This window comes from Collimonas rhizosphaerae, assembly GCF_038896935.1.
Lineage (GTDB): Bacteria > Pseudomonadota > Gammaproteobacteria > Burkholderiales > Burkholderiaceae_D > Collimonas > Collimonas rhizosphaerae.
This window is the reverse complement of record NZ_JBANDC010000006.1, coordinates 66,898-86,928: the sequence shown is the minus strand read 5'-3', so window position 1 is coordinate 86,928 and position 20,031 is coordinate 66,898. Positions and strand designations below refer to the sequence as shown.

The 20,031-nt window shown below is 61.4% G+C and carries 20 protein-coding genes and 1 riboswitch; of the genes, 11 read left to right on the top strand and 9 right to left on the bottom strand.

Going from position 1 to position 20,031, the window contains the following annotated elements; genetic code table 11:
- Positions 1-6: 6 nt before the first annotated feature.
- The 6 genes from V8G57_RS10275 to V8G57_RS10250 all read right to left on the bottom strand — a co-directional run bounded on the left by V8G57_RS10275 (position 7) and on the right by V8G57_RS10250 (position 6,812).
- The gene (locus V8G57_RS10275; protein WP_342829303.1) at positions 7-1,728 is read right to left on the bottom strand and encodes a bifunctional metallophosphatase/5'-nucleotidase; all 1,722 of its coding nucleotides are present in this window, start codon (positions 1,726-1,728) and stop codon (positions 7-9) included.
- A gap of 31 nt (positions 1,729-1,759) precedes the next feature.
- Positions 1,760-2,410 carry a MotA/TolQ/ExbB proton channel family protein gene (locus V8G57_RS10270; RefSeq protein WP_092395671.1) on the bottom strand — a complete coding sequence of 217 codons (651 nt, stop codon included), beginning with the start codon at positions 2,408-2,410 and terminating at the stop codon, positions 1,760-1,762.
- A gap of 84 nt (positions 2,411-2,494) precedes the next feature.
- Positions 2,495-4,888: a TonB-dependent receptor gene (locus V8G57_RS10265; protein WP_342829301.1), complete on the bottom strand. Its 2,394-nt coding sequence runs from the start codon at positions 4,886-4,888 to the stop codon at positions 2,495-2,497.
- 78 nt (positions 4,889-4,966) lie between these two features.
- Positions 4,967-5,695: a TonB family protein gene (locus V8G57_RS10260; RefSeq protein ID WP_342829300.1), complete on the bottom strand. Its 729-nt coding sequence runs from the start codon at positions 5,693-5,695 to the stop codon at positions 4,967-4,969.
- Positions 5,695-6,102 (bottom strand): ExbD/TolR family protein, encoded by a 408-nt coding sequence (locus V8G57_RS10255; RefSeq protein ID WP_092395328.1) that lies wholly within the window; start codon positions 6,100-6,102, stop codon positions 5,695-5,697. The genes V8G57_RS10260 and V8G57_RS10255 overlap by 1 nt, the downstream gene beginning before the upstream one ends.
- 140 nt (positions 6,103-6,242) lie before the next feature.
- The gene (locus tag V8G57_RS10250) at positions 6,243-6,812 is read right to left on the bottom strand and encodes a hypothetical protein (RefSeq protein WP_092395325.1); all 570 of its coding nucleotides are present in this window, start codon (positions 6,810-6,812) and stop codon (positions 6,243-6,245) included.
- A gap of 135 nt (positions 6,813-6,947) precedes the next feature.
- On the opposite strand from V8G57_RS10250, the gene V8G57_RS10245 reads away from it, so the two are divergent.
- From V8G57_RS10245 to V8G57_RS10230, 4 genes are all read left to right on the top strand, one after another.
- On the top strand, positions 6,948-7,310 hold the full coding sequence (locus V8G57_RS10245) for a hypothetical protein (protein ID WP_061542535.1): 363 nt from the start codon (positions 6,948-6,950) through the stop codon (positions 7,308-7,310).
- Positions 7,311-7,399: 89 nt separating this feature from the next.
- Positions 7,400-7,642, top strand: a complete 243-nt coding sequence (locus V8G57_RS10240) for a hypothetical protein (protein ID WP_342829297.1) — start codon at positions 7,400-7,402, stop codon at positions 7,640-7,642.
- A gap of 92 nt (positions 7,643-7,734) precedes the next feature.
- Positions 7,735-7,983 (top strand): type II toxin-antitoxin system Phd/YefM family antitoxin, encoded by a 249-nt coding sequence (locus tag V8G57_RS10235; protein ID WP_092395667.1) that lies wholly within the window; start codon positions 7,735-7,737, stop codon positions 7,981-7,983.
- The gene (locus V8G57_RS10230; protein ID WP_092395319.1) at positions 7,973-8,254 is read left to right on the top strand and encodes a type II toxin-antitoxin system RelE family toxin; all 282 of its coding nucleotides are present in this window, start codon (positions 7,973-7,975) and stop codon (positions 8,252-8,254) included. The genes V8G57_RS10235 and V8G57_RS10230 overlap by 11 nt, the downstream gene beginning before the upstream one ends.
- A 23-nt stretch (positions 8,255-8,277) precedes the next feature.
- On the opposite strand, the gene V8G57_RS10225 is transcribed toward V8G57_RS10230, so the two are convergent.
- Complete coding sequence (locus tag V8G57_RS10225; RefSeq protein WP_342829296.1) at positions 8,278-9,909, bottom strand: NAD(P)/FAD-dependent oxidoreductase; 1,632 nt, start codon at positions 9,907-9,909, stop codon at positions 8,278-8,280.
- Between the two features lie 265 nt (positions 9,910-10,174).
- On the opposite strand from V8G57_RS10225, the gene V8G57_RS10220 reads away from it, so the two are divergent.
- Positions 10,175-10,492, top strand: a complete 318-nt coding sequence (locus V8G57_RS10220; RefSeq protein WP_144738326.1) for a YXWGXW repeat-containing protein — start codon at positions 10,175-10,177, stop codon at positions 10,490-10,492.
- Positions 10,493-10,526: 34 nt separating this feature from the next.
- On the opposite strand, the gene mnmC1 is transcribed toward V8G57_RS10220, so the two are convergent.
- On the bottom strand, positions 10,527-12,326 hold the full coding sequence (gene mnmC1 / locus V8G57_RS10215; protein WP_342829294.1) for an FAD-dependent 5-carboxymethylaminomethyl-2-thiouridine(34) oxidoreductase MnmC1: 1,800 nt from the start codon (positions 12,324-12,326) through the stop codon (positions 10,527-10,529).
- 9 nt (positions 12,327-12,335) lie between these two features.
- Positions 12,336-13,262: a TraB/GumN family protein gene (locus V8G57_RS10210; RefSeq protein ID WP_342829293.1), complete on the bottom strand. Its 927-nt coding sequence runs from the start codon at positions 13,260-13,262 to the stop codon at positions 12,336-12,338.
- Between the two features lie 33 nt (positions 13,263-13,295).
- On the opposite strand from V8G57_RS10210, the gene V8G57_RS10205 reads away from it, so the two are divergent.
- The 6 genes from V8G57_RS10205 to V8G57_RS10180 all read left to right on the top strand — a co-directional run bounded on the left by V8G57_RS10205 (position 13,296) and on the right by V8G57_RS10180 (position 19,696).
- Positions 13,296-13,994 carry an HAD-IA family hydrolase gene (locus V8G57_RS10205; protein ID WP_342829292.1) on the top strand — a complete coding sequence of 233 codons (699 nt, stop codon included), beginning with the start codon at positions 13,296-13,298 and terminating at the stop codon, positions 13,992-13,994.
- A gap of 72 nt (positions 13,995-14,066) precedes the next feature.
- Positions 14,067-14,642 (top strand): nucleoid occlusion factor SlmA, encoded by a 576-nt coding sequence (slmA, locus tag V8G57_RS10200; protein WP_342829291.1) that lies wholly within the window; start codon positions 14,067-14,069, stop codon positions 14,640-14,642.
- A gap of 271 nt (positions 14,643-14,913) precedes the next feature.
- Positions 14,914-16,086 (top strand): ABC transporter substrate-binding protein, encoded by a 1,173-nt coding sequence (locus tag V8G57_RS10195; RefSeq protein WP_342829290.1) that lies wholly within the window; start codon positions 14,914-14,916, stop codon positions 16,084-16,086.
- Position 16,087: 1 nt separating this feature from the next.
- The gene (locus V8G57_RS10190; protein WP_342829289.1) at positions 16,088-17,143 is read left to right on the top strand and encodes a branched-chain amino acid ABC transporter permease; all 1,056 of its coding nucleotides are present in this window, start codon (positions 16,088-16,090) and stop codon (positions 17,141-17,143) included.
- Positions 17,143-18,945, top strand: coding sequence for a branched-chain amino acid ABC transporter ATP-binding protein/permease (locus tag V8G57_RS10185; protein WP_342829288.1), 1,803 nt, complete (start codon positions 17,143-17,145; stop codon positions 18,943-18,945). Before V8G57_RS10190 ends, V8G57_RS10185 begins: the two co-directional genes overlap by 1 nt.
- Positions 18,938-19,696 carry an ABC transporter ATP-binding protein gene (locus tag V8G57_RS10180; RefSeq protein WP_342829287.1) on the top strand — a complete coding sequence of 253 codons (759 nt, stop codon included), beginning with the start codon at positions 18,938-18,940 and terminating at the stop codon, positions 19,694-19,696. The genes V8G57_RS10185 and V8G57_RS10180 overlap by 8 nt, the downstream gene beginning before the upstream one ends.
- A gap of 74 nt (positions 19,697-19,770) precedes the next feature.
- A riboswitch (FMN riboswitch) is annotated at positions 19,771-19,924 on the top strand.
- The last annotated feature ends 107 nt before the right edge of the window (positions 19,925-20,031 follow it).

Genomic DNA, 20,031 nt, shown 5'->3' with positions numbered 1-20,031 from the left:
GATGAATCAATGCACACGCACAATGCGGCCGTCCGCTTGCGCACTGCCGGCCGGATGGCCGTCGTGTTCGCTGGCGATCAGGTAGTGGCTCAGCGCATCGAGGTCGTTGATGCCGGTATCGACCCGGTCGGCGCCCTGCGTCAGCAGGCTGAAGCCGTCGCCGCCCTGGGAAATGAAACTGTTGACGCTAAGCCGGTACTGTCCCTGCGGCTGCAAGGCGACGCCGTTCAGTTTGACGCTGCCGGGCACAACCCGCTGTCCGAGCGGCCGCCCGGCGTCCCAGCGATAGCTCAGGCCGCGCGAGACTTGCAGCATGATGCGCCCGCCCGGGCGATCCTGCTCCAGCCAGCTCTGCTGCTCCAGTAGGGCCAGCAGCTGGCTGCCGGTAAGCGACAGCAGAATCAGCGTATTGCCGTAGGGCGTGGTCGCGGCGACCTGGGCGTAGTTGCTGCCGCCGGCGCCGCTGTCCAGGCTTTCGCGGATGCTCTTGTGGTTGGTCATGGCGATCTGTGCGCCGAATTTGCGCGTCGCCGCCAGCTGCGAATCTGCGACCACGTCGCCCAGGGGCGATTCGCCGGCGTCGTTGATCTTGTTGTCGATGCGCGCCACCGCAATCCGTGCAATCGGCTGCGCCAGCACCAGGTCGCTGCGCGCTTTCAGCGTTTGCAGGAAAACCGATAGTGCCGGATCGGGCGCAAAGCGCTGCTGGTCCATCAGCACGTTCCGGGCTTCAATGGCAGTGACCTTGCCTTGCAGGTCGGCGATGCGCGGATCGATGGTGAGCTTGATCCGCGTCAGCATGTGGCCGAAGGATTCTCCTTGCGTCACCGTGCGGCCGTCGACCTGGCAAGTATAGCCGTTGTGGCTATGGGCGCTGATGACCAGCCGGATCGCCGGGTCAAGGTGCTTGACGATATCGACGATAGGCCCGCGCAAATGGCTGCATGCCGACATGTCGAACGGTTCCGGCGTTTCGCCGCCTTGATGGATCAGGACCACGATGGCGCTCACGCCTTGTGCCTTGATCTCAGGGACCCAGCGGTTGATGGCGTCAGCCTCGTCGATGAACGCAACGTTGGCTATGCCGTCGGCAGACACCATTTTTTCCGTGCCGCGCACTACGGCGCCGATGAATGCGATCTTGACGCCGCGCACCTGTTCAATCCGGTAGGGCGCCAGCAGCGGGCGATTAGTGGCCTTGTCGATGACATTGGCCGCCAGATAGGAAAATCCGGCGCCTGGAAAATGGTCGTCGAACTGGCATGCCTTGTCTGGCCGGTTCGACTTGCAGCCGCCATGCTGGTAGCGCAGCAGTTCGGCGCTGCCCTGGTCGAATTCATGGTTGCCCACCGAGCTGACGCGCAGGCCGAGCTGGTTGAGCGCGCTGATGGTCGGTTCGTCAGCCCAGATCGAGGACAGGGCTGGGCTGGCGCCGATCAGGTCGCCGGCGCCGACCAGCAGCAGCTGCGGGTCCTCGGCGCGCCATGCGCTGAGCGCGCCGCCGATGGTGTCCAGGCCGCCGACCTTGAACTTGTGCGGCGCCGCTTCGGCCGTGCTGGCGTAGCTCCTGGTTTCTGCTTCCAGGTGGCCGTGCAGGTCATTGATGGCGACCAGGTTGATTTCCAGCGGTGCATTTTGCGCCGCCGGCTGCAGGCCGCTGCATGCCGCCAGGAAAACGGCTGCCGTGCAGCACGACAGGATGGTTTGGACCACCGGTTTTGCACCCATATGTTTCAAGCAGTCCTCGATTCCATCCAGGTCAGGCGAGATGCAATTTTCCGGCTTCAGCCAGTGCCGCCGCTTTGCTCTCGTGGCCGGCAACGCGGCCGACGCAGGCGCGCAGCATCAATACTTTCAAATGATCGTTGATGCGCTCGATCCGTTCCTGGAACATATTAAAGAAAAACATGCCGACTACCGCAATGCCGATACCCAGCGCCGTCGCGTACAAGGCGGTGCCTATGCCTTGCGACACCTGGCCTGGATCGGATACGCCGGATACCGCCAGCGCCTTGAAAGTATCGATGATACCCAAAATCGTGCCGAGCAGTCCAAGCAGGGGAGCGGCGGTGACGATGGTGTCGAGGATCCACAGCCGGTGCTGCACTTCGCCGCGGTTGGCGATGTAGACCGACTCGCTGAAATCTTCCAGGTCTTTTTCGCTGGTCAGCTGGTGTTTTTCAGCCAGGATGTCGGACACCAGCGTCAGCGGCAGGCTCGCGCGCGACGTCAATGCGCTTGGCAGTTCTTCTACATGCTGCACGGCGTGGGTCATGGCTTTTTCCAGGCCGATCGCCTGGCGCAGCGTGTAGTTGAAAAACAGCCCGCGTTCGACAATCACGAATATCGCCAAGGCAGCACAGGCGTACATCAGGTAGAAAGCGAGCTCGTGGAATAATTGCATGTTCATGTTGACCTCTCTGCGCACGAATGCACTTTTGTTGCAGCGGCGGGCCTGGTTCAAAGGCCGCCGCCATGGTTTGCTACAAATCGATTAAAAATCCGCAACCAGCGTCACGCTGAAAGTGCGTGGGGCGCTGACGTAGAACGACGGCGCCGACGCCGGAGCATTCGGACCGATCGCAACGGCATTGGTGGTGAACTGGCTGCCGCTGCCGGAACTCAGGTTCAGGTACTGCTTGTCAAAGATATTGCTGAGGTTGAAACGCACGGTCGGTTTTTTCAGCCATGTCGACGATGGAAAGGTATAGCCGGCGCCGGCGTTGAATACCGTATAGCCGCCCAGGCTGTCGTCGTTGACCAGCGTGGTGTAGCGTTTGCCGGTGTACTTCGCCTGTCCGAACAGGTACCAGCTGTCCTGCGCGTATTGCAGGCTCATGCCGCTCAGCCAGTTCGGAGTGTCGGGGAATTCCTTGCCGCCGGTGGGCAGCGCGAAATTGGCGGCAAACGGCATGTCGCTCTTCATCTTGCTCTTGATGTAGGACAGCGATCCGTACATGCTCAGGTTCTTGGTGAGCGAATAACCCGATTCCAGTTCGAAACCCTTGGAGGTGGAATCGCCGACGTTGAAGTCAGTGCGGTTGCCGGTATCAGGGTTGTAGGACGTGGCTATGCGGTTTTTATAATCGACATAAAACACCGAGCTGGAGAATGTCCATTTGTCGCTTGCGTAACGGTAGCCGAGGTCATAGTTCCATGACGTTTCCTTGTCTACCAGCGGGTTGCGCACAGTGCCGCCGGTATAGACGCCGTTGACGATCTTGCCGCCCGAGATCAGGCCGAAATAGGAGAAGTTGCCTGGCGCCTTGAAGTTCTTGGCCGCATTGAAGAATACCGATTGCACCTGGTCGAGCTGGTATCGGATGCCGACGCTGGGCAGCAGGTCGGAATACGATTTTTGCAAGGTGTAGAAGCCGGGCGCGCTCTGGCTGGGGTTGTTGGTGAAATCGCGGTCAATGCTTGAGTAGCGGGCGCCGAGCTGCAGGTTCAGCTTGTCTTGCAGCAGGCTGATATTGTCTTGCAAAAATGCCGATTTTCCGGTGCTGACGGTGAGCGTGTCACGGTATTGCACGAAAGAGCCGTCCTGGTTGCGCAGCCAGACGGAAGAATTGTTTTGCCAGACGTCGGCCGAGTTGCCGTTGTTGTCGATAGGCGCAAACGGACCGGTTTGCTGGTGCCGTGCACGCTCGTACCAGTAGCCGACCATCAGCTTGTGATTGTCGATCTGCTGGTTGTACTTGACTGTGACGCCTGGACGATAGGTGCGGGTGCGGCTGCCTTCGTAGACGAACACGGTGTCCTTGGTGTCGCCGTCGCCATTGGCGTCGCGCACGCCGCCGCCCAGCAGGGTGCCGGAATTGCCTTCGCTGATGGTTTGCAGCTGGTTGGCGCCGGTGCCGAAGCCGTACCACATGTACGGGTTGACATCGATGCTGGATTGCGGCGCCAGCTGGAAGTGGGCGTTCATGGTGCCCAGCCAGTTCTTGAACGGATTCAGGTTGTAGCCGTAGTAAAGGTCCTTGTTGCCGGTATTGATGCCGGCGTTCGGACCGTAGGTTGAATCGTTTTGCGCGCCGGCGCCGCCTGGCTGGTGTATCGGCGCGACGGTGCCGAAATCCAGGTTGCGTCCGTACTGGGCGATCTGAGCCTTGGTCAGCGAACGGTAGTTGTTGTTCAGGGCCGAGTTGTACATGAAGCCGGTATCGACGAAGCTGCCGCCGCCCAGATCCAGCTTGCTGTTGAAGTCGACGTGTTCCTTGTCGGCGCGCCCGGTGCCTTTGAACTTGTCGGCTTGCGCTTTCGAATAGGAGATGAAGAATTTGAAACGATCGTTGAACAGCTTGCCGGAATCGAAGCGCACATAGCCTTTGCGCAAGTTGTTCGAGCCGAATGTATATTCGGTGCGGAAGCGTTGCTGGTCTTCCGGCGTGCACATGGTCATGCCGATGTTGCCGCCGGATGCGCCGACGTGCGGCGCTTCGGTATCGGTCGAGCCTTGCGTGACGAAGATGTCGCACAGGTTTTCGGCATCGGTATATTCCTGGGGATAGACGGCAAAGCTGCCGGAATCGTTGACCGGCGCGCCGTTGATGGTGAAGCCGAGCTGGTCGCTGTTGAAGCCGCGCACGCGGACGTTGCCGCCGAACAGGCCGGTGCCGTCCTGGTCATAGGAGTTCACGCCTGGCAGCAGATTGATCATCTGGTAAGGATTGCTGGTGGTGCTCTGTTTTTCCATATAGTCGCGATTGACCGAGCTGCGCGCTTTCGCCGATTCTTCCTGCTGGATCAGGCCGGTGCTCTGGCCGCCGTTATCGCCCTGTACCGTGACCTTGCCGACGTCAGACGTTTCGGCAGCGTAGGCCAGCGGACTGGCGGCGATGAACAAGCCGGATATCAGCAGTGACAGCCGGGTGACTTTGAATTGCATGGCATTACTCCCTGTATGTGTTTTTGGTATGTGTAAACTGGATGTTCAAGCTGCCGCTCGTTGTTGCTCGCTGTTGTTCTATCCCGCTCCCGGGACAAACTCCAGCTCCGCGCTGAACCGGTGTGTCGCTTCCCCGGCCCAGCTGGTTTCGGGAAACGCAGGAAAAGCGGCGCGGTTGATGGTCTTGCGGGCGGCTTCGTCGAGCAGCATGGAGTTCGACGATTCTTCAATGCCTTGTTCCACCAGGCTGCCATCGCGGTTCAGCACGAACCACACTTTCACCTTGCCTTGCGGCCGCTGCTGGCTTGCTTCGCGGCCGGTCGGATAACGCTTGATGCTGTTCAGGTGCGCACGCACCTTGGAGACATAACTAGCTTCAATGCTGGCGTTGTTCGGCTTGGCCACGGGTGGCGCCGGTTCCGGCGCCGGCGGCGTCACCGGCGCTGGAGCAGCCGGCGCGGCGACTGCCTTGGGCGGCGCCGCCACTTCTGCGCTGGGACTGTTGCTGACCGGCGCCTGGCTGACGGCCTGCGGCGATGCCGGCTGCCGGACTGGTTGCGCTACCGGGACTGGCTTGGCCACTTGCGGCGGCGTCGGGACCTGCGGCGGTGGCGTGATCACGGGCGGCGCCGGCGGCTCCGGTTCGGTCAAGGCGATCTGCACCAGGGACTCGTCAGGATGCGGCTCGATCTTCGCCACTTTCTGGATGCCGGCAAAGACCAGGATCGCCAGCATGAGCATGGCTGGCAGCGTCGCCAGCGCATCGCGAAAGCGAAACAGGAACGGCATGGTCATCATTGCCTGCATCACGGTTTGCGAGTCGCAATGGAGATCGACTCGAAGCCGTTGTGCTTCAGCGTGTCCATCACTTCCACCAGCCGCTGCACTTCGACGCCGCGGTCGCTGTTGACGATGACGTTGAGCTTTTCACCGTTCTTGCGGGCCAGGTTAAGGCGCGCCGGCAGCTCGCCGATCTTGGTGTCGACGCCGTCGACCTGCAGCGCGTCGTTGAGGCCGATCGTGATGACCGCCTTGTTTTGCGGCTTCAGGTCCTGTGAGCTGCTGGCCGTCGGCAGATGTGTTTTCAAGCCGAGCGCGGGAATCACGTTGAGACTGATCAGCACAAAAAACACCAGCAGGAACATCATCACGTCGATCATGGGAATGATTTCGACGCGGGCTTTCCGCTTTTTTGGTTCGTCCCAACTACGCATTGCTATACCCCGATGGAAGATGTGCGGCGATAGCGCGAAGTCGCTAACCGCTATAATTTCTATAACTGTCGGCAGAATAGCGAGGAATTATTTCGGCAGTATTACAATCGGCGGCGATGTGGCCGCAGCACCACGTGCGGTTAGCGCCTTGGCAAGGGAAGGAAGGACAGCAGCATCTTGATCGCATAGACCACGATCAGCGAGCCGGTCAGGTCGCCGATCGACATCACGATCAGGCCCGACCAGAAATGGTAGGAGACGCCGCGCAAGACGAACCACAACAGCTGCAGCAGCGGATTGGCCAGGCCGTACAGCAGGATGCAGGCCAGCAGGCGGGTGGTGGTCAGGTTGCTCAGCGAAGGCTGCAGGCGCATTTCCTGCAAGGTGAAGCGATAGGCAAGGTAAGGCGCCAGCGCCGAGATGATGCTGTAGCCGACGGTGGTGACCGGATCGCCGGGGAACAGGGCGTAGATGCTGGACGTCAGCAATGAAGCGATGAAGATGCCGAACACGCCCGCTTCGGCAAACAGCAGGGTGCAGATAAGCCGTATTCCTGCGGGCAGGTAAATCCAGGCAATCCCCTGGGCGAACTCGATGTGCTTGAACAGCCAGTCGTTGGCCATGTACACCAGCATGTAGACGACCGCCGTACTGCCGATTGTCAGCAGGTTGAGACGCAATCTGGCGGCAGGGGATGGGGGAGTGGACATGACGCGCGTATCTTACCGAAGTATCCGCGCAGGCGCAGGAAGATACTTGCGACGCGACTGAAATGACGCGTATGATCGATATGAATTTAACAGCGTTGGCAAACAGTTTAGGCGACAGCAGCTTACAATATGGCCATGGAAAAAAATAACCGACCGGCAGATATCTACGTGCGCTTCTTGCAGCTGGCGAATGCCTTGCGCGGCTTGCCTTCGCTGCCTTCGCTGGATCCCCTGGAAGATCGCATCCTGGCCTTCGTTGCGCGCGCCGGGCAAGCCAGGGAACGCTTGTCGGTACGCGACATGATGGCGCAAAGCGAACTCGGTTCGCCGGCCATGCTGCACGCGCGGCTGAAATCGATGCGGGAAAAGGGCTGGATCGTCCTCAGCGACACCGACGATACGCGCCGCAAGCAGGTAGAGCTGAGCCAGGCGGCCTGGCTGCATTTCGACAAGCTGTCGAAATGCCTGCTGCAGGCGACGCGGGATGCCAGCAAATAGCTGCTTCACCGGCCCCCGGGGCAGTCGCCCTCATCAAGAATACGCCTGCAGGCGTATTTTTTTTGCCTATCTGATGTAACAAGAGCGTCATGTTCTCTTTTTATGATTTTGTCTATTCAGTAGCATGCCCCTTGATCTTGATGAGTTATGTGGATGACCTGGCAGCTTTCCTGCAGGCGCTGACTGAGGCCGCGTATGTCAAGAAGCAGGCCGAGTCCGGTAAAAAAATAAGGATTTTTTCGCCGAAGCCGGCAGGGCTGTTTCATCGCAGCCAAGAGAGTGAAATTCAGCCAAGACTTACGGCATTCACGCAAACTGGCTGCAGAAGCTGAGCCATACTACGATCTTCGTCAATCATATGGGTTAGAGTGCTATGAAAGATGCTATTATTGGTGCTATTAATAATGCTTTTAAAAGTATTTCCATGGCACACCTAATTCTTGCTGAAACAACCGCCAGCGTTTCCGAGCTGAAAAAAGACCCTATGGGGACTGTTGCTGCGGGTGAAGGATTTCCTGTGGCGATATTAAACCGGAACCAGCCGGCTTTTTATTGCGTCCCGGCAAAAGCCTATGAAGCGCTGATGAACAAGCTGGAAGACATGGAGCTGAATGCCGTTGCAGAAGCCCGCAAAGGGCAAGCTATTGTCAGGGTCAGGCTGGATGAGCTTTGAACTGGCTTTCCTTGAAGAAGCATTGAAGGAATGGCGCAAGCTGGATCAAGACATGCGCGAGCAGTTCAAAAAGAAACTGGCGGAACGATTGCTTGTTCCCCATGTTCCGTCCGCGCAGTTATCCGGCTCCAGGAGCCGATATAAAATCAAGCTGCGCCAGGCCGGCTACCGGCTAGTCTACGAAGTGCGCGACCAGGAGTTGGTCGTACTGGTCGTCGCCGTAGGCAAACGCGAGCGTAACGCGGTGTACAAAGCCGCGGAAAAACGATAGGCCGGCGACCTCCTTGAGCCAGCTCAGTTTTTACCCAGCATGCTCAAGGCGACTGCCTCAGCCACGCGAATGCCGTCAATCGCCGCCGACATGATGCCGCCGGCATAACCGGCGCCTTCGCCGGCCGGAAACAATCCCGTCGTATTCAGGCTTTGCAGGCTGTCGTCGTGGCGCTTGATGCGCACCGGCGACGAGGTGCGGGTCTCGACGCCGGTCAGCACCGCGTCGGCCATGGCGAAGCCGCGGATTTGCTTGTCGAATACCGGCAACGCTTCGCGGATAGCTGCAATCGCATAATCCGGCAAGGCAGTGCTGAGGTCGCTCAGGTGGACGCCGGGTTTGTAGGATGGGATCACCGAGCCGAGCGCGGTCGACGGCCGGCCGGCGAGGAAGTCGCCGACCAGCTGGCCGGGCGCATCGTAGGTGCCGCCGCCCAGCTCGAAGGCGCGCGATTCCCATTGGCGCTGGAAGCCGATTCCGGCCAGCGGGTGGCCGGGATAATCGGCCGGCGTGATGCCGACCACGATGCCGCTGTTGGCGTTGCGTTCGTTGCGCGAGTACTGGCTCATGCCGTTGGTCACCACCCGTCCCGGTTCCGAGGTCGCCGCCACCACGGTGCCGCCCGGGCACATGCAGAAACTGTAGACCGCGCGCCCGCGGGCTTGCGCCGATTCACAGTGATGGACCAGCTTGTAGTCGGCGGCGCCAAGGATCGGATGGCCGGCGCTGGGGCCGAAGCGGCATTTGTCGATCAGGGATTGCGGATGTTCGATGCGGAAGCCGAGCGAGAACGGCTTGGCTTCGATATACACGCCGCGGTCGTACAGCATCTGGAAGGTATCGCGGGCGCTGTGGCCGATCGCCAGCACCACGTGGTCGGTGACGATGGTTTCGCCGCTGGCCAGCACGACGGCTTGCACTTGTCCCTGGCCATTGTCCGACTTGATGGCGATGTCTTCCACCTTTTGCTGGAAACGGAATTCGCCGCCCAGCGCCTCGATGGTGGCGCGCATCTGCTCCACCATCTTTACCAGCCGGAAAGTGCCGATGTGCGGCTTGCTGACGTACATGATTTCATCCGGCGCATCGGCCTTGACGAATTCGGTCAGCACCTTGCGGCCATAGTGTTTGGGGTCCTTGATCTGGGTCCACAGCTTGCCGTCGGAAAACGTGCCGGCGCCGCCTTCGCCGAACTGGACGTTGGATTCCGGCTGCAGCTCGCGCTTGCGCCACAGTCCCCAGGTATCCTTGGTGCGCTCGCGCACCGCCTTGCCGCGCTCCAGGATAATCGGATTGAACCCCATCTGCGCCAGGATCAGGCCGGCAAACAGGCCGCAAGGCCCGGTGCCGATCACTACCGGCCGCGATTTCAGCCGGCCCGGCGCCTGCGCTACAAAGCGGTAATTGGTGTCGGGCGTCGGCGCCACGGTGCGATCGCCGGCCAGGCGCTTGAGGACCGCGCCTTCATCCTTGAGCTCGACATCCACGCTGTACGTCAGGATCACCGCGGATTTTTTGCGGGCGTCGTAGCTGCGGCGGAAAATTGTGTAACCGAGCATTTCTTCAGCGGCGATTCCCAGCCGTCCCAGGATAGCCGCGTGCAAGGCGTCGTCAGGGTGGTCCAGGGGGAGTTGTACTTCATTCAATCGCAACATGGGTATTCCGGGAAGTCAGGTGGAGACAGGCCGCCTTGGCGTTCTACGCCGGCGGCGGCTGCCCCGCAATTATTTTTATAAAACGACAATGCCGTACGGCAGGCCGCCATTTTACCTTAGGGAGGGCGCAATGGCAGCCGGCAAGCCATCCGGGCGCTTGCCCGGCCTGTATCTTTTGGAAACACAAAATAACAAGCCGCTACATGGTTATCGCCTATATTTTAATCGTCGTCCGATGGTTTTAAACGAATGGAGGAGGTATCCGATGAAGATCAAATCGATTGTGTGCATCAGCATGCTGGCGCTGGGCGCCGGCCTGATGACGCCGCTGGCGCAGGTCCAGGCCGCAACCTATGTCGGAGTCCAGATCGGACAGCCGCCGCCGCCGCGCTATGAAGTAGTGCCGCCATCGCGTGCCGGTTATGTCTGGGCGCCGGGATACTGGCGCTGGAACGGCCGCCGCCATGTGTGGGTAGGCGGCAGCTGGATGAGAGCGCGGCCGGGCTACCGTTACGTCCCGCCACGCTGGGAAAGAGGCCCGCGCGGCGACTGGCGGATGCGGCCGTACCGCTGGGATCGTTAAGCAATATGTAAAGGGCGCCTTGCGGCGCCCTTTTTTATTGGCGCGGGGGAATGCTGCGCCGTTGCCGTTTCAATAGGAAACGCGCCGGATCGAGTGCTGCCGCCAGGTCGGCCTCGATCGGCAGCGGTTCCCCATTCAGCTGCGATGCCAGCAATTCTGCCGCCAGCGGCGCCCATATCAGGCCGCGCGAGGCGTAACCCAGCAGGCTGTACAAGCCGGGAAAGCGGGGCAGGTCTTTCAGTTTTGCTTCGCGCACGGTGCTTGCCCCGTTTTTATCCGGCAAGGCGCCGACCAGCGGCAGGCGGTCGCTGGCCACGCAACGAAAGCCGACGCGTCCGGCCAGCGGCGGCTGCCCAGGCCGCCAGCCAGGCAGCAGCTTGGCCAGGCGCGCCAGGTTGTCGTCCTGGCTGTCCTGGCGCAGCGCCGTTTCGCCATCCTCGTCATAAGATGCTCCTATGCTGCAGGTCCCGGCATAATCCGGGGTCAGGTAGGCTTCACCGCATAGCACCGGCTTGATGGCAGGAACCTGTCCGGCGCCGAGGTAGGTAATCTGGCCGCGGATGGCGCTCAAGGGCAAATCTCCGGCCTGCGCAAACTGCAAGGCGTCGCAGGCGTTTGCCAAGACCACTACCGGCGCACCGGCTATTTTTGCACCGTGCCGGTCGCGCACGGTCCAGCCGTCCTGGCTGCGTTCGAGGATGGCGGCATGCTGTCCGAAGTGGGTTTGCAGCTGCTTGCCGCAGCTATCCAGCATGGCCTGGCAAAGGCTGCGTGGCTGCACCCAGCCGGCGGCCGGGAAAAACCAGGCGCCGCTGCTGACCTGGCAGCCGGCAAGGCGGCTGGCGGCAGCCTGATCCAGCCACTGCGCATAATCGGCAGGATAGCGCCAGTAATCCGCCAATTGCTGCTGGTTCTCGGCATGCGCGGCATCGCGGGCGATCTGCAGGACGCCGCAGGCTGCGCCGTCGAATGTATTGCCGATGCCGCCCAGCTGGCGCCACGCCTGCAAGGCGAACAGATAAGCGCTGCGGCTGAGGCGCGAGCCGGGATTGTCGTCGCGCGAGAGCAGCGGCATGAAAATGCCGGCGCTATTGCCTGAAGCTTGTTGCGCCGGCGCCGTGTTGCTCTCGATCAGGTCGACGCTCCAGCCGCGCTGCGCCAGGCGCTGGCAAGCCGCGCTGCCGGCCAGGCCGGCGCCGATGACAATTGCGCGGCGGTCGGCATGGGCCGGCGCTGGCGCGGAACGTGCGGTGAAGCGCGGCGCAAAACGGGCGCGCAGGGCGGGCATTTCAAGTCCGCTGCCGTTTTCAAACACGAATCCGGCTTGCTCCAGCTGCTTGCGGGCCGCAGGTTCGGCGCCCGGAATGTCCAGGCTGGCATGTTCGGCAGCCAGCCGGCCCAGCGTGTTCAACGCGGACAGAGGCCACTGCCGCCAGCTGCGTCCGTGCAATCGGAAAGCATCCACCCTCGCCGTCACCTGGCGCAGGCAGGCGGCGCCGTCGCCGATCATCAGCGTCAGGACCAGTTGTCCATGCTGCAGGAAAATGCGATGGAATCCCGGTACCGCCGGCGGCCATTCAGCGCACAGTTCGGTGTGCAAGGCCTGCCATTCAGGAAATTTTGCTGCGGCTTGCTGTAACTGACCGGGCGCAGCAAGTTGCGGCAGCAGCGCCAGGTAATGCAATTGCCGCGGACGCTGCGGATCGTTGCGCCAGGCCTGCCAGGTGGCGAAAAAATGTTCACCGCTGCCGAATTCGCTGTCCAGCAGCACGAAGCTTTCCCGCTCGCGCCAGTGAAGCGAATGGCCTGCCAGCGGAGTGACCGGGGCCGTCATGGCGTTGCGCTAGTAAACCCGGCTTACCGTATAACCGCGTTGCCGCAGTATCGCCAGCACGCTGTTCTTGCCGACCAGGTGCAGCATGCCGATGCCGATGAATGCATGCGGCGTCGCGTTCGCCAGCCTGGTTATGCCGTCGGCCAGGCCGGGGTTGCGTTCGTCCAGCAAAGCGCGCTGCACGAATTTGCCGGTGAAGGTGTCGTCGCTGGTCAGTTCCGCCAGCATGGCGGCCATGCCGTCGACATCGCCGTCGCGCCAGCGTGTGATCAATTGCATCGAACGCTGCGCCTTGGCCGGATCCTGGATTTCGTCGACGCTGTCTTGCAGGAACTGGACCTGCTCGGCCGGCGTCAGCTTGCCCAATAGGGACAGCTGCTGTTCGGCGGTTTCCAGCTCGACCAGGCGTTTTTCCTGTTTTTTTGCATAAGCGGCCAGGGTGACGTCGACGCCGTATTGCGGCAGGTAACCCTGGTGGGTGTATTCGCTGATGCCGAGCATGGTCGCCAGCAGCCATGGTTTCATGCTGGCCACCTGGTCCAGCGTCAGGCCGTATTTTTCCAGCAGCGGGCTGAGCTGCTGCAGCAGCCGCGGCGGCAGTTCCTGGGCCAGCGATTTGCCGTTGGCGTAGATGCCGTATTTGGTCATCAGGCCGGCCAGCCCATGGGCATTGCCGGGGTCGATTTCCAGCGCGATGGCCGACGACTGTTGCAACGCTTGCAAGACTACGTCGTCGAAAGGATAAAAATCGGCGCGGCCGACGTGGATGGTGCCGAATACATAAGCGCTGTGGCCGGCGCGCTGTATCTTGAACAAGGCGCCGCCCTGGCGGACGGAGGCCGCCGCTGCCGCCGCATCCGTGGCGTCGGCCTGGGCGGACAACGCCAGCAGGCTTAGCGGCAACCAGCACAATGTCACTATAATCTTACGAAGCACACCTTCTCCTTGATAAAACGAATGCACGGCACAATGGCAAAGAATACTACAGCGCTCTGGCTGTTTGACCTGGACAATACCCTGCACAACGCCTCGCATGCCATTTTCCCCGCGATCCACGACAACATGAACGCCTTCATGGCGCGCACCCTGGGCAGCGGCGGCGTCGACGCCGATGCCGCCACCGTCAACGCCGCCCGGGAGACATACTGGCGGCGCTACGGCGCGACCTTGCTCGGCCTGGTCAAACACCATCAGGTGCGGCCCGAGGATTTCCTGCGCGAAGCGCACCGCTTTGACGACCTGCTGGGCATGATCCGCGCCGAGCGCGGCCTGATCAGCCTGCTCAAGCGCCTGCCGGGGCGCAAGATCCTGCTGACCAACGCGCCGCTGCGCTATTCGGGCGACGTCTTGCGCCACTTGCGCTTGCAGCGCCATTTCGGCAAGCACATTTCGATCGAATCCATGCACGTGCACCGGCAGCTGCGGCCGAAACCGTCGCGCCACCTGCTGCGCCAGCTGCTGGCGCGGGAAAAGGTCGCGGCGCGCCGCTGCGTCCTGGTGGAAGACACGGTCGGCACGCTGAAAGCCGCCAAATGGGTCGGCATGCGCACGGCCTGGGTCACCCAATACCTGGCGGACCAGTCAAATGTGATAAAGCGCCCCAAATACGTCGATGTCAAAGTAAAATCGGTGCGACAGCTGGCCAGGAATCTGCACCGCTTGCGTTGAAGCGGTTGGCCCTGTGCCGGGCAGGGAGCAGGCACAGTTTTCCTTTACCCCATCACTACTAAAATAAAAAACATGGCAACTACCAAACCCGGCGAGCGCAAACTCCAGATCCTCCAGACCCTGGCTACCATGCTGGAACAGCCGAAAGGCGAAAAGATCACCACCGCCGCGCTGGCGGCCAGGATAGACGTATCGGAGGCGGCGCTGTACCGGCACTTCGCCAGCAAGGCGCAGATGTTCGAGGGCCTGATCGACTTCATCGAGACCAGCGTGTTCGGCCTGGTCAACCAGATTACCGAGCAGCAGGAAAAAGGTTTGCACCAGGCGCAGGCGATTGCCCTGATGCTGCTCAATTTCGCCGAGCGCAATCCAGGCATGACCCGGGTCATGATCGGCGATGCGCTGGTCAACGAGGACGAACGCCTGCAGCTGCGCATGAACCAGTTTGTCGACCGCATCGAGCTGGCGCTGAAACAGGCGCTGCGGATCGCTGCTTCTCAAGGGGAAGCGAACGAAGCGGAAGCCGCCTTGCGCGCCAATATCCTGACCAGCTTCGTGCTGGGCCGCTGGCAGCGTTTCGCCAAAAGCCGTTTCCAGCACAAGCCCGGAGAGGATGCCGCACAGCAGATCGCGCTGATGCTAGTGTAGTGCTTCGCAAATAATGAAACTTCATAAACGGCGTCTAGCCGACCGCGTCTTTTCGCGCCATGCGTCGTTGCAAATCCTCGCGATAGTCTCACTATCGCTCCGGTTTGCGCGGGGCGGCCATCCGCCTAGCCTGACACGAAAATACACCATTTCTGAAGCTCCATTACTTACGAAGCACTACACGATTTAAATTCTTTGCTAACATCTCTCGGCAGAACAATATCAGCGTGCCGGGAGACGTCGGCGCCAAAACTACAATGGAGCAGTTCAGATGAAAAAAGCATGGTTGGGGACTTCCGTTTCCGCAGCATTGGCAATCACCCTGGCCGCCGGCAGCAGCAGTGCATACGCCCAGATAAAGGTCGGCGTGAGCGTTTCCGCGACCGGTCCGGCGGCCTCGTTGGGTATCCCGGAAAAGAATACTTTCGCCCTGTTACCGAAGGAAATCGCCGGCCAGAAGGTGCAATACATCGTGCTCGATGACGCCACCGACAGCACCACGGCCGTCAAGAATGCGCGCAAGCTGGTCAGCGAAGAAAAGGTCGACCTGCTGATCGGCTCGACCGCGGTTCCCGGTTCGCTGGCGATGAGCGATGTGGCCGCGGAATCGGGCACGCCGATGATTTCGATGGCGGCTTCGGCTTCCCTGGTCGAGCCGGTCGACGCCAAGCGCCGCTGGATTTTCAAGACACCGCAAAACGATTCGCACATGGCGACCGCGATCATCGCCCACATGGCCGATGCGGGCGTCAAAAGCGTGGCCTTCATCGGTTTCTCCGATGCCTACGGCGAGGGCTGGTACCGCGAATTCTCCAAGCTGGCCGAACTGCGCAAGATCAAGATTGTGGCCAATGAGCGTTTCGCCCGCAACGACACTTCGGTCACCGGGCAAGTGCTGAAGATGGTCAGCGCCAATCCCGACGCGATCCTGATCGCCGGCGCCGGCACGCCTGCCGCCTTGCCGCAAAAGACATTGAAGGAGCGCGGCTACAAAGGCAGGATCTACCAGACCCATGGCGTCGCCAACAACGATTTCCTGCGCGTCTGCGGCAAGGATTGCGAAGGCACTTTCCTGCCGGCCGGGCCGTTGCTGGTGGCCGAGCAGCTGCCGGACAGCAATCCTGTCAAGAAGTCGGCGATGGCTTACCGTACCGCTTACGAGAAAGCCTACGGCGCCGGCAGCATTTCGACCTTCGGCGGCCACGCCTGGGATGCCGGCATGCTGCTGGGCGCAGCCACGCCGCAAGCCTTGAAAAAAGGCCAGCCGGGAAGCAGGGAATTCCGCGCCGCGCTGCGCGACGCGATCGAAGCCATCAAGAACCTGCCGGTATCGCAAGGCATCGTCAACATGAGCGCGACCGACCACGTCGGCTTCGACCAGCGTTCGCGCGTGATGGTTGAAATCGTTAACGGCAAGTGGAAACTGATAGGCGCTGCGCAGTAAGATGGATTTCTCAATTGCCGCCATCCTGGCCCAGGATGGCATCACCAGCGGCGCCGTATATGCGCTGCTGGCATTGGCGCTGGTGCTGGTGTTTTCGGTCACGCGCGTCATCTTTATCCCGCAGGGTGAATTCGTCGCCTTCGGCGCCTTGACGCTGGCGGCTATCCAGTCTGACAAATTTCCGCTGTCTGCAACCTTGCTGGTGGCGCTCGGCGTCTTGAGTTTTATCCAGGAAGCAGCGACTGTAGCGTTGGGCCGCGGCGGCGAAACCCGCAAGGCCTGGAAAATCGGCATGGCCTTGCTGAAGTTCGTGCTGCTGCCGCTGGCCATCTTTGCCGTCGCCCGCTGGTATGGCCATGCTACGCTGGCGATGCCGTTGCAGGTGTTGCTGACCCTGCTGATCGTAGTGCCGATGGGGCCGATGATCTACCGGCTGGCTTTCCAGCCGCTGGCCGAAGCCAGCACGCTGGTCTTGCTGATCGTATCGGTGGCGGTGCATTACGCCTTGATCGGCATCGGCCTGCTGATGTTCGGCGCCGAAGGTTCGCGCACCACGCCGTTCTCCGACGCCCGTTTCGACATCGGCGGCCTGACCGTTTCCGGCCAGAGCTGCGTGATCATCGTGGTGTCGCTGCTGCTGATCGCCGCACTCTACATCTATTTTGAACGCACCTTGTCCGGCAAGGCTTTGCGCGCCACCGCGGTCAACCGGCTCGGGGCGCGCCTGGTCGGCATCGGCACCGGCCAGGCCGGACGCCTGGCGTTCACGCTGGCAGCGGCGCTGGGCGCCTTGTGCGGCATCCTGATCGCGCCGTTGACTACCGTGTATTACGACAGCGGCTTCCTGATCGGCTTGAAGGGGTTTGTCGGCGCCATCATCGGCGGCCTCGGCAGTTATCCGATTGCCGCTGCCGGCGCTTTGCTGGTAGGTTTGCTGGAATCGTATTCCTCGTTCTGGGCCAGCGCCTTCAAGGAAGTGATCGTGTTTACGCTGATCATCCCGGTGCTGCTGTGGCGTTCGCTGACCAGCAAGCAGGTCGACGAGGGTGACCAGTGATGCCTAAATTTTTCCCTGGCAAATTGCCTTTGTTCGGTTTCCTGGCGCTCCTGCTTTTGCTGCCCGTCTTGCCGACGCCGGAATTCTGGGTCACCCTGGCCAACTATATCGGCTTGTATGCGTTGGTCGCGCTGGGACTGGTGCTGCTGACCGGGGTGGGCGGCCTGACTTCTTTCGGCCAGGCTGCTTTTGTCGGGCTGGGCGCTTATTCCACTGCTTACCTGAGCACCCAGTTCGGCCTGTCGCCCTGGATCGGCTTGCTGGCCGGCTTGGGCGTGACGACGCTGGCGGCGCTGGCGATCGGCGCCATCACCATGCGCCTGTCGGGGCACTACTTGCCGCTCGGCACCATCGCCTGGGCGCTGTCGCTGTATTTTTTGTTCGGCAACCTGGAATTCCTCGGCAAGTACGACGGCTTGAACGGCATCCCTGCGGTCAACCTGTTCGGCATCGAGCTCGATAGCGGCCGCAAGATGTTTTACCTGATCTGGGCGATCCTGCTGGTGGCGCTGGCCGGTTTGCAAAACCTGCTGAACTCGCGCTCGGGCCGCGCAATCCGCGCGCTCAACGGCGGCGCCGTGATGGCCGAAGCGATGGGCGTCAATACGGCCTGGATCAAAGTGCTGGTGTTTGTGCTGGCAGCTCTGCTGGCCAGCGTTTCCGGCTGGCTGTATGCGCATCTGCAGCGTTCGGTAAGCCCGACCCCGTTCGGCCTCAACGCCGGCATCGAATACCTGTTCATGGCGGTGGTCGGCGGCGCCGGTTACGTGTGGGGCGCGATTCTCGGATCGGCATTGCTGACCTTGCTGAAGGACCAGCTGCAATCGATATTGCCGAAGCTGCTGGGCGCTAACGGCAATTTCGAAACCATTGTGTTCGGTATCCTGATGCTGCTGTTGCTGCAGCGTGCGCGCGACGGCTTGTGGCCGTATTTGCGCAAATGGATGCCAGGCAAGCCGGCGGCGCAGGCGCCGTCGTTTGCGGCGGCGTTAGCCACCCGCAGCAGGCATGCGGATGCCGAGGTGGTGCTGGAGATAGAACAGGCGCGCAAGGAATTCGGCGGCCTGGTGGCGGTCAACGACATGAGCTTCAGCGTCAGGGCCGGACAGATCGTGGGCTTGATCGGCCCCAACGGCGCCGGCAAATCGACCATGTTCAACCTGGTTACCGGAGCGTTGCCCCTGACCAGCGGTTCGGTCAGATTCCGCGCGCGGGACGGCTTGCAGCAGATATCGGGCCTGGCGTCGCGCCAGATCGTCGCCCGCGGCATCGCCCGCACCTTCCAGCACGTGCGGTTGATGGCAGGCATGACGGTGCTTGAGAATGTCGCCATCGGCGCGCACCTGCGTGCGCGCCGCAACGACATCGGCGGCATCGTGCGCGGCCTGTTGCGGCTTGAGCGCGGCGAAGAACAGAGCTTGCTGTTCGAGGCGAAAAAACAGCTGGAACGTGTCGGCCTCGGACACTTGCTGTATGCAGAGGCCGGCAGCCTGGCGCTGGGCCAGCAGCGGATCCTGGAGATTGCGCGTGCGCTGTGCTGCGATCCGACCTTGCTGCTGCTGGATGAGCCGGCTGCAGGCTTGCGCTACCAGGAAAAGCAGGCGCTGGCGGATTTGCTGCGCAAGCTGAAGACAGAAGGAATGAGCATTTTGCTGGTAGAGCACGATATGGATTTTGTCATGAACCTGACCGACCAGCTGGTAGTGATGGAATTCGGCAGCAAGATTGCGCAGGGTTTGCCGGCCGAGATACAGCAAGACCCGGCGGTGCTGGAAGCTTACCTGGGAGGCATCGATGAGTAATCCCGCCGGCTCCCCGGTGCTCGAAGTGAGCGACCTGCATGTCGCTTACGGCAAGGTTGAAGCCTTGCATGGCGCCAGCCTGCGGGTCGGCGCCGGCCAGATCGTGACCGTGATCGGTCCCAACGGCGCCGGTAAATCGACCATGCTGAATGCGATCGCCGGCGCCATGCCGAACAACGGCAGCATGCGCGGCAAGGTTAGCCTGCTGGGCCAGGATCTCGACGGCGTGGCGATCGAAATACGGGTTGCGCGCGGCATGTGCCTGGTGCCGGAAACACGTGAGCTGTTCGCCAGCATGACGGTGCAAGACAACCTGCTGCTGGGCAGCTACCGCCGCTACAAGGCCGGCGAGCGCGCGTACGCCGACCAGATGGCGGTGGTGTACGATCTGTTTCCGCGCCTGCAGGAACGGCGCAGGCAGCAGGCCGGCAGCCTGTCCGGCGGCGAGCGGCAAATGCTGGCGCTGGGGCGGGCCCTGATGGCGAAGCCGCAACTGCTGATGCTGGACGAACCCAGCCTCGGCCTGGCGCCGCTGATCGTGAAAGAGATTTTCCACATCATCGTGCGCCTGAAACAGACTGGCGTGGCCATCTTGCTGGTCGAGCAAAACGCCCGCGCTGCCTTGCAGGCAGCCGACCATGCGTATGTGCTGGAAACCGGCGACATGGTGCTGCAAGGGCCGGCTGCCGAGCTGGCGCACGATCCGAAGGTGATAGACACCTATCTCGGGCTGGCGAAGAAAACAAACTGACCCGGGATTCGGGCGGCGTTCTGCAGGCCGTTTGCTTCTGTGATAAATTCTCGGTTCGCTCAAGGCATCGAGCGAAACGTTCTCAGGGCGGGGTGCGATTCCCCACCGGCGGTAATTGCGTGCAATGCGCATAGCCCGCGAGCGCTTGTTGCGGTATCCGCGGCAAGGTCAGCAGACCCGGTGCGATCCCGGGGCCGACGGTATAGTCCGGATAAAGAGAGAACAGGTTGCGCGGCGTTTACCGGAATTGATCAGTGTCTTGCTGCATGGGCGGCGGCTATGCCGTTGCCGATGGCGGCCGGTGCTGATGGGTCCGGTATGTGTTCGTGCTTCCT

Excerpts from the sequence above, each read along its gene's own strand:
- V8G57_RS10275 (WP_342829303.1), bottom strand. The coding sequence starts at position 1,728 with ATGGGTGCAAAACCGGTGGTCCAAACCATCCTGTCGTGCTGCACGGCA.
- V8G57_RS10270 (WP_092395671.1), bottom strand. The coding sequence starts at position 2,410 with ATGAACATGCAATTATTCCACGAGCTCGCTTTCTACCTGATGTACGCC.
- V8G57_RS10265 (WP_342829301.1), bottom strand. The coding sequence starts at position 4,888 with ATGCAATTCAAAGTCACCCGGCTGTCACTGCTGATATCCGGCTTGTTC.
- V8G57_RS10260 (WP_342829300.1), bottom strand. The coding sequence starts at position 5,695 with ATGCAGGCAATGATGACCATGCCGTTCCTGTTTCGCTTTCGCGATGCG.
- V8G57_RS10255 (WP_092395328.1), bottom strand. The coding sequence starts at position 6,102 with ATGCGTAGTTGGGACGAACCAAAAAAGCGGAAAGCCCGCGTCGAAATC.
- V8G57_RS10250 (WP_092395325.1), bottom strand. The coding sequence starts at position 6,812 with ATGTCCACTCCCCCATCCCCTGCCGCCAGATTGCGTCTCAACCTGCTG.
- V8G57_RS10245 (WP_061542535.1), top strand. The coding sequence starts at position 6,948 with ATGGAAAAAAATAACCGACCGGCAGATATCTACGTGCGCTTCTTGCAG.
- V8G57_RS10240 (WP_342829297.1), top strand. The coding sequence starts at position 7,400 with ATGTTCTCTTTTTATGATTTTGTCTATTCAGTAGCATGCCCCTTGATC.
- V8G57_RS10235 (WP_092395667.1), top strand. The coding sequence starts at position 7,735 with ATGGCACACCTAATTCTTGCTGAAACAACCGCCAGCGTTTCCGAGCTG.
- V8G57_RS10230 (WP_092395319.1), top strand. The coding sequence starts at position 7,973 with ATGAGCTTTGAACTGGCTTTCCTTGAAGAAGCATTGAAGGAATGGCGC.
- V8G57_RS10225 (WP_342829296.1), bottom strand. The coding sequence starts at position 9,909 with ATGTTGCGATTGAATGAAGTACAACTCCCCCTGGACCACCCTGACGAC.
- V8G57_RS10220 (WP_144738326.1), top strand. The coding sequence starts at position 10,175 with ATGAAGATCAAATCGATTGTGTGCATCAGCATGCTGGCGCTGGGCGCC.
- mnmC1 (WP_342829294.1), bottom strand. The coding sequence starts at position 12,326 with ATGACGGCCCCGGTCACTCCGCTGGCAGGCCATTCGCTTCACTGGCGC.
- V8G57_RS10205 (WP_342829292.1), top strand. The coding sequence starts at position 13,296 with ATGGCAAAGAATACTACAGCGCTCTGGCTGTTTGACCTGGACAATACC.
- slmA (WP_342829291.1), top strand. The coding sequence starts at position 14,067 with ATGGCAACTACCAAACCCGGCGAGCGCAAACTCCAGATCCTCCAGACC.
- V8G57_RS10195 (WP_342829290.1), top strand. The coding sequence starts at position 14,914 with ATGAAAAAAGCATGGTTGGGGACTTCCGTTTCCGCAGCATTGGCAATC.
- V8G57_RS10190 (WP_342829289.1), top strand. The coding sequence starts at position 16,088 with ATGGATTTCTCAATTGCCGCCATCCTGGCCCAGGATGGCATCACCAGC.
- V8G57_RS10185 (WP_342829288.1), top strand. The coding sequence starts at position 17,143 with ATGCCTAAATTTTTCCCTGGCAAATTGCCTTTGTTCGGTTTCCTGGCG.
- V8G57_RS10180 (WP_342829287.1), top strand. The coding sequence starts at position 18,938 with ATGAGTAATCCCGCCGGCTCCCCGGTGCTCGAAGTGAGCGACCTGCAT.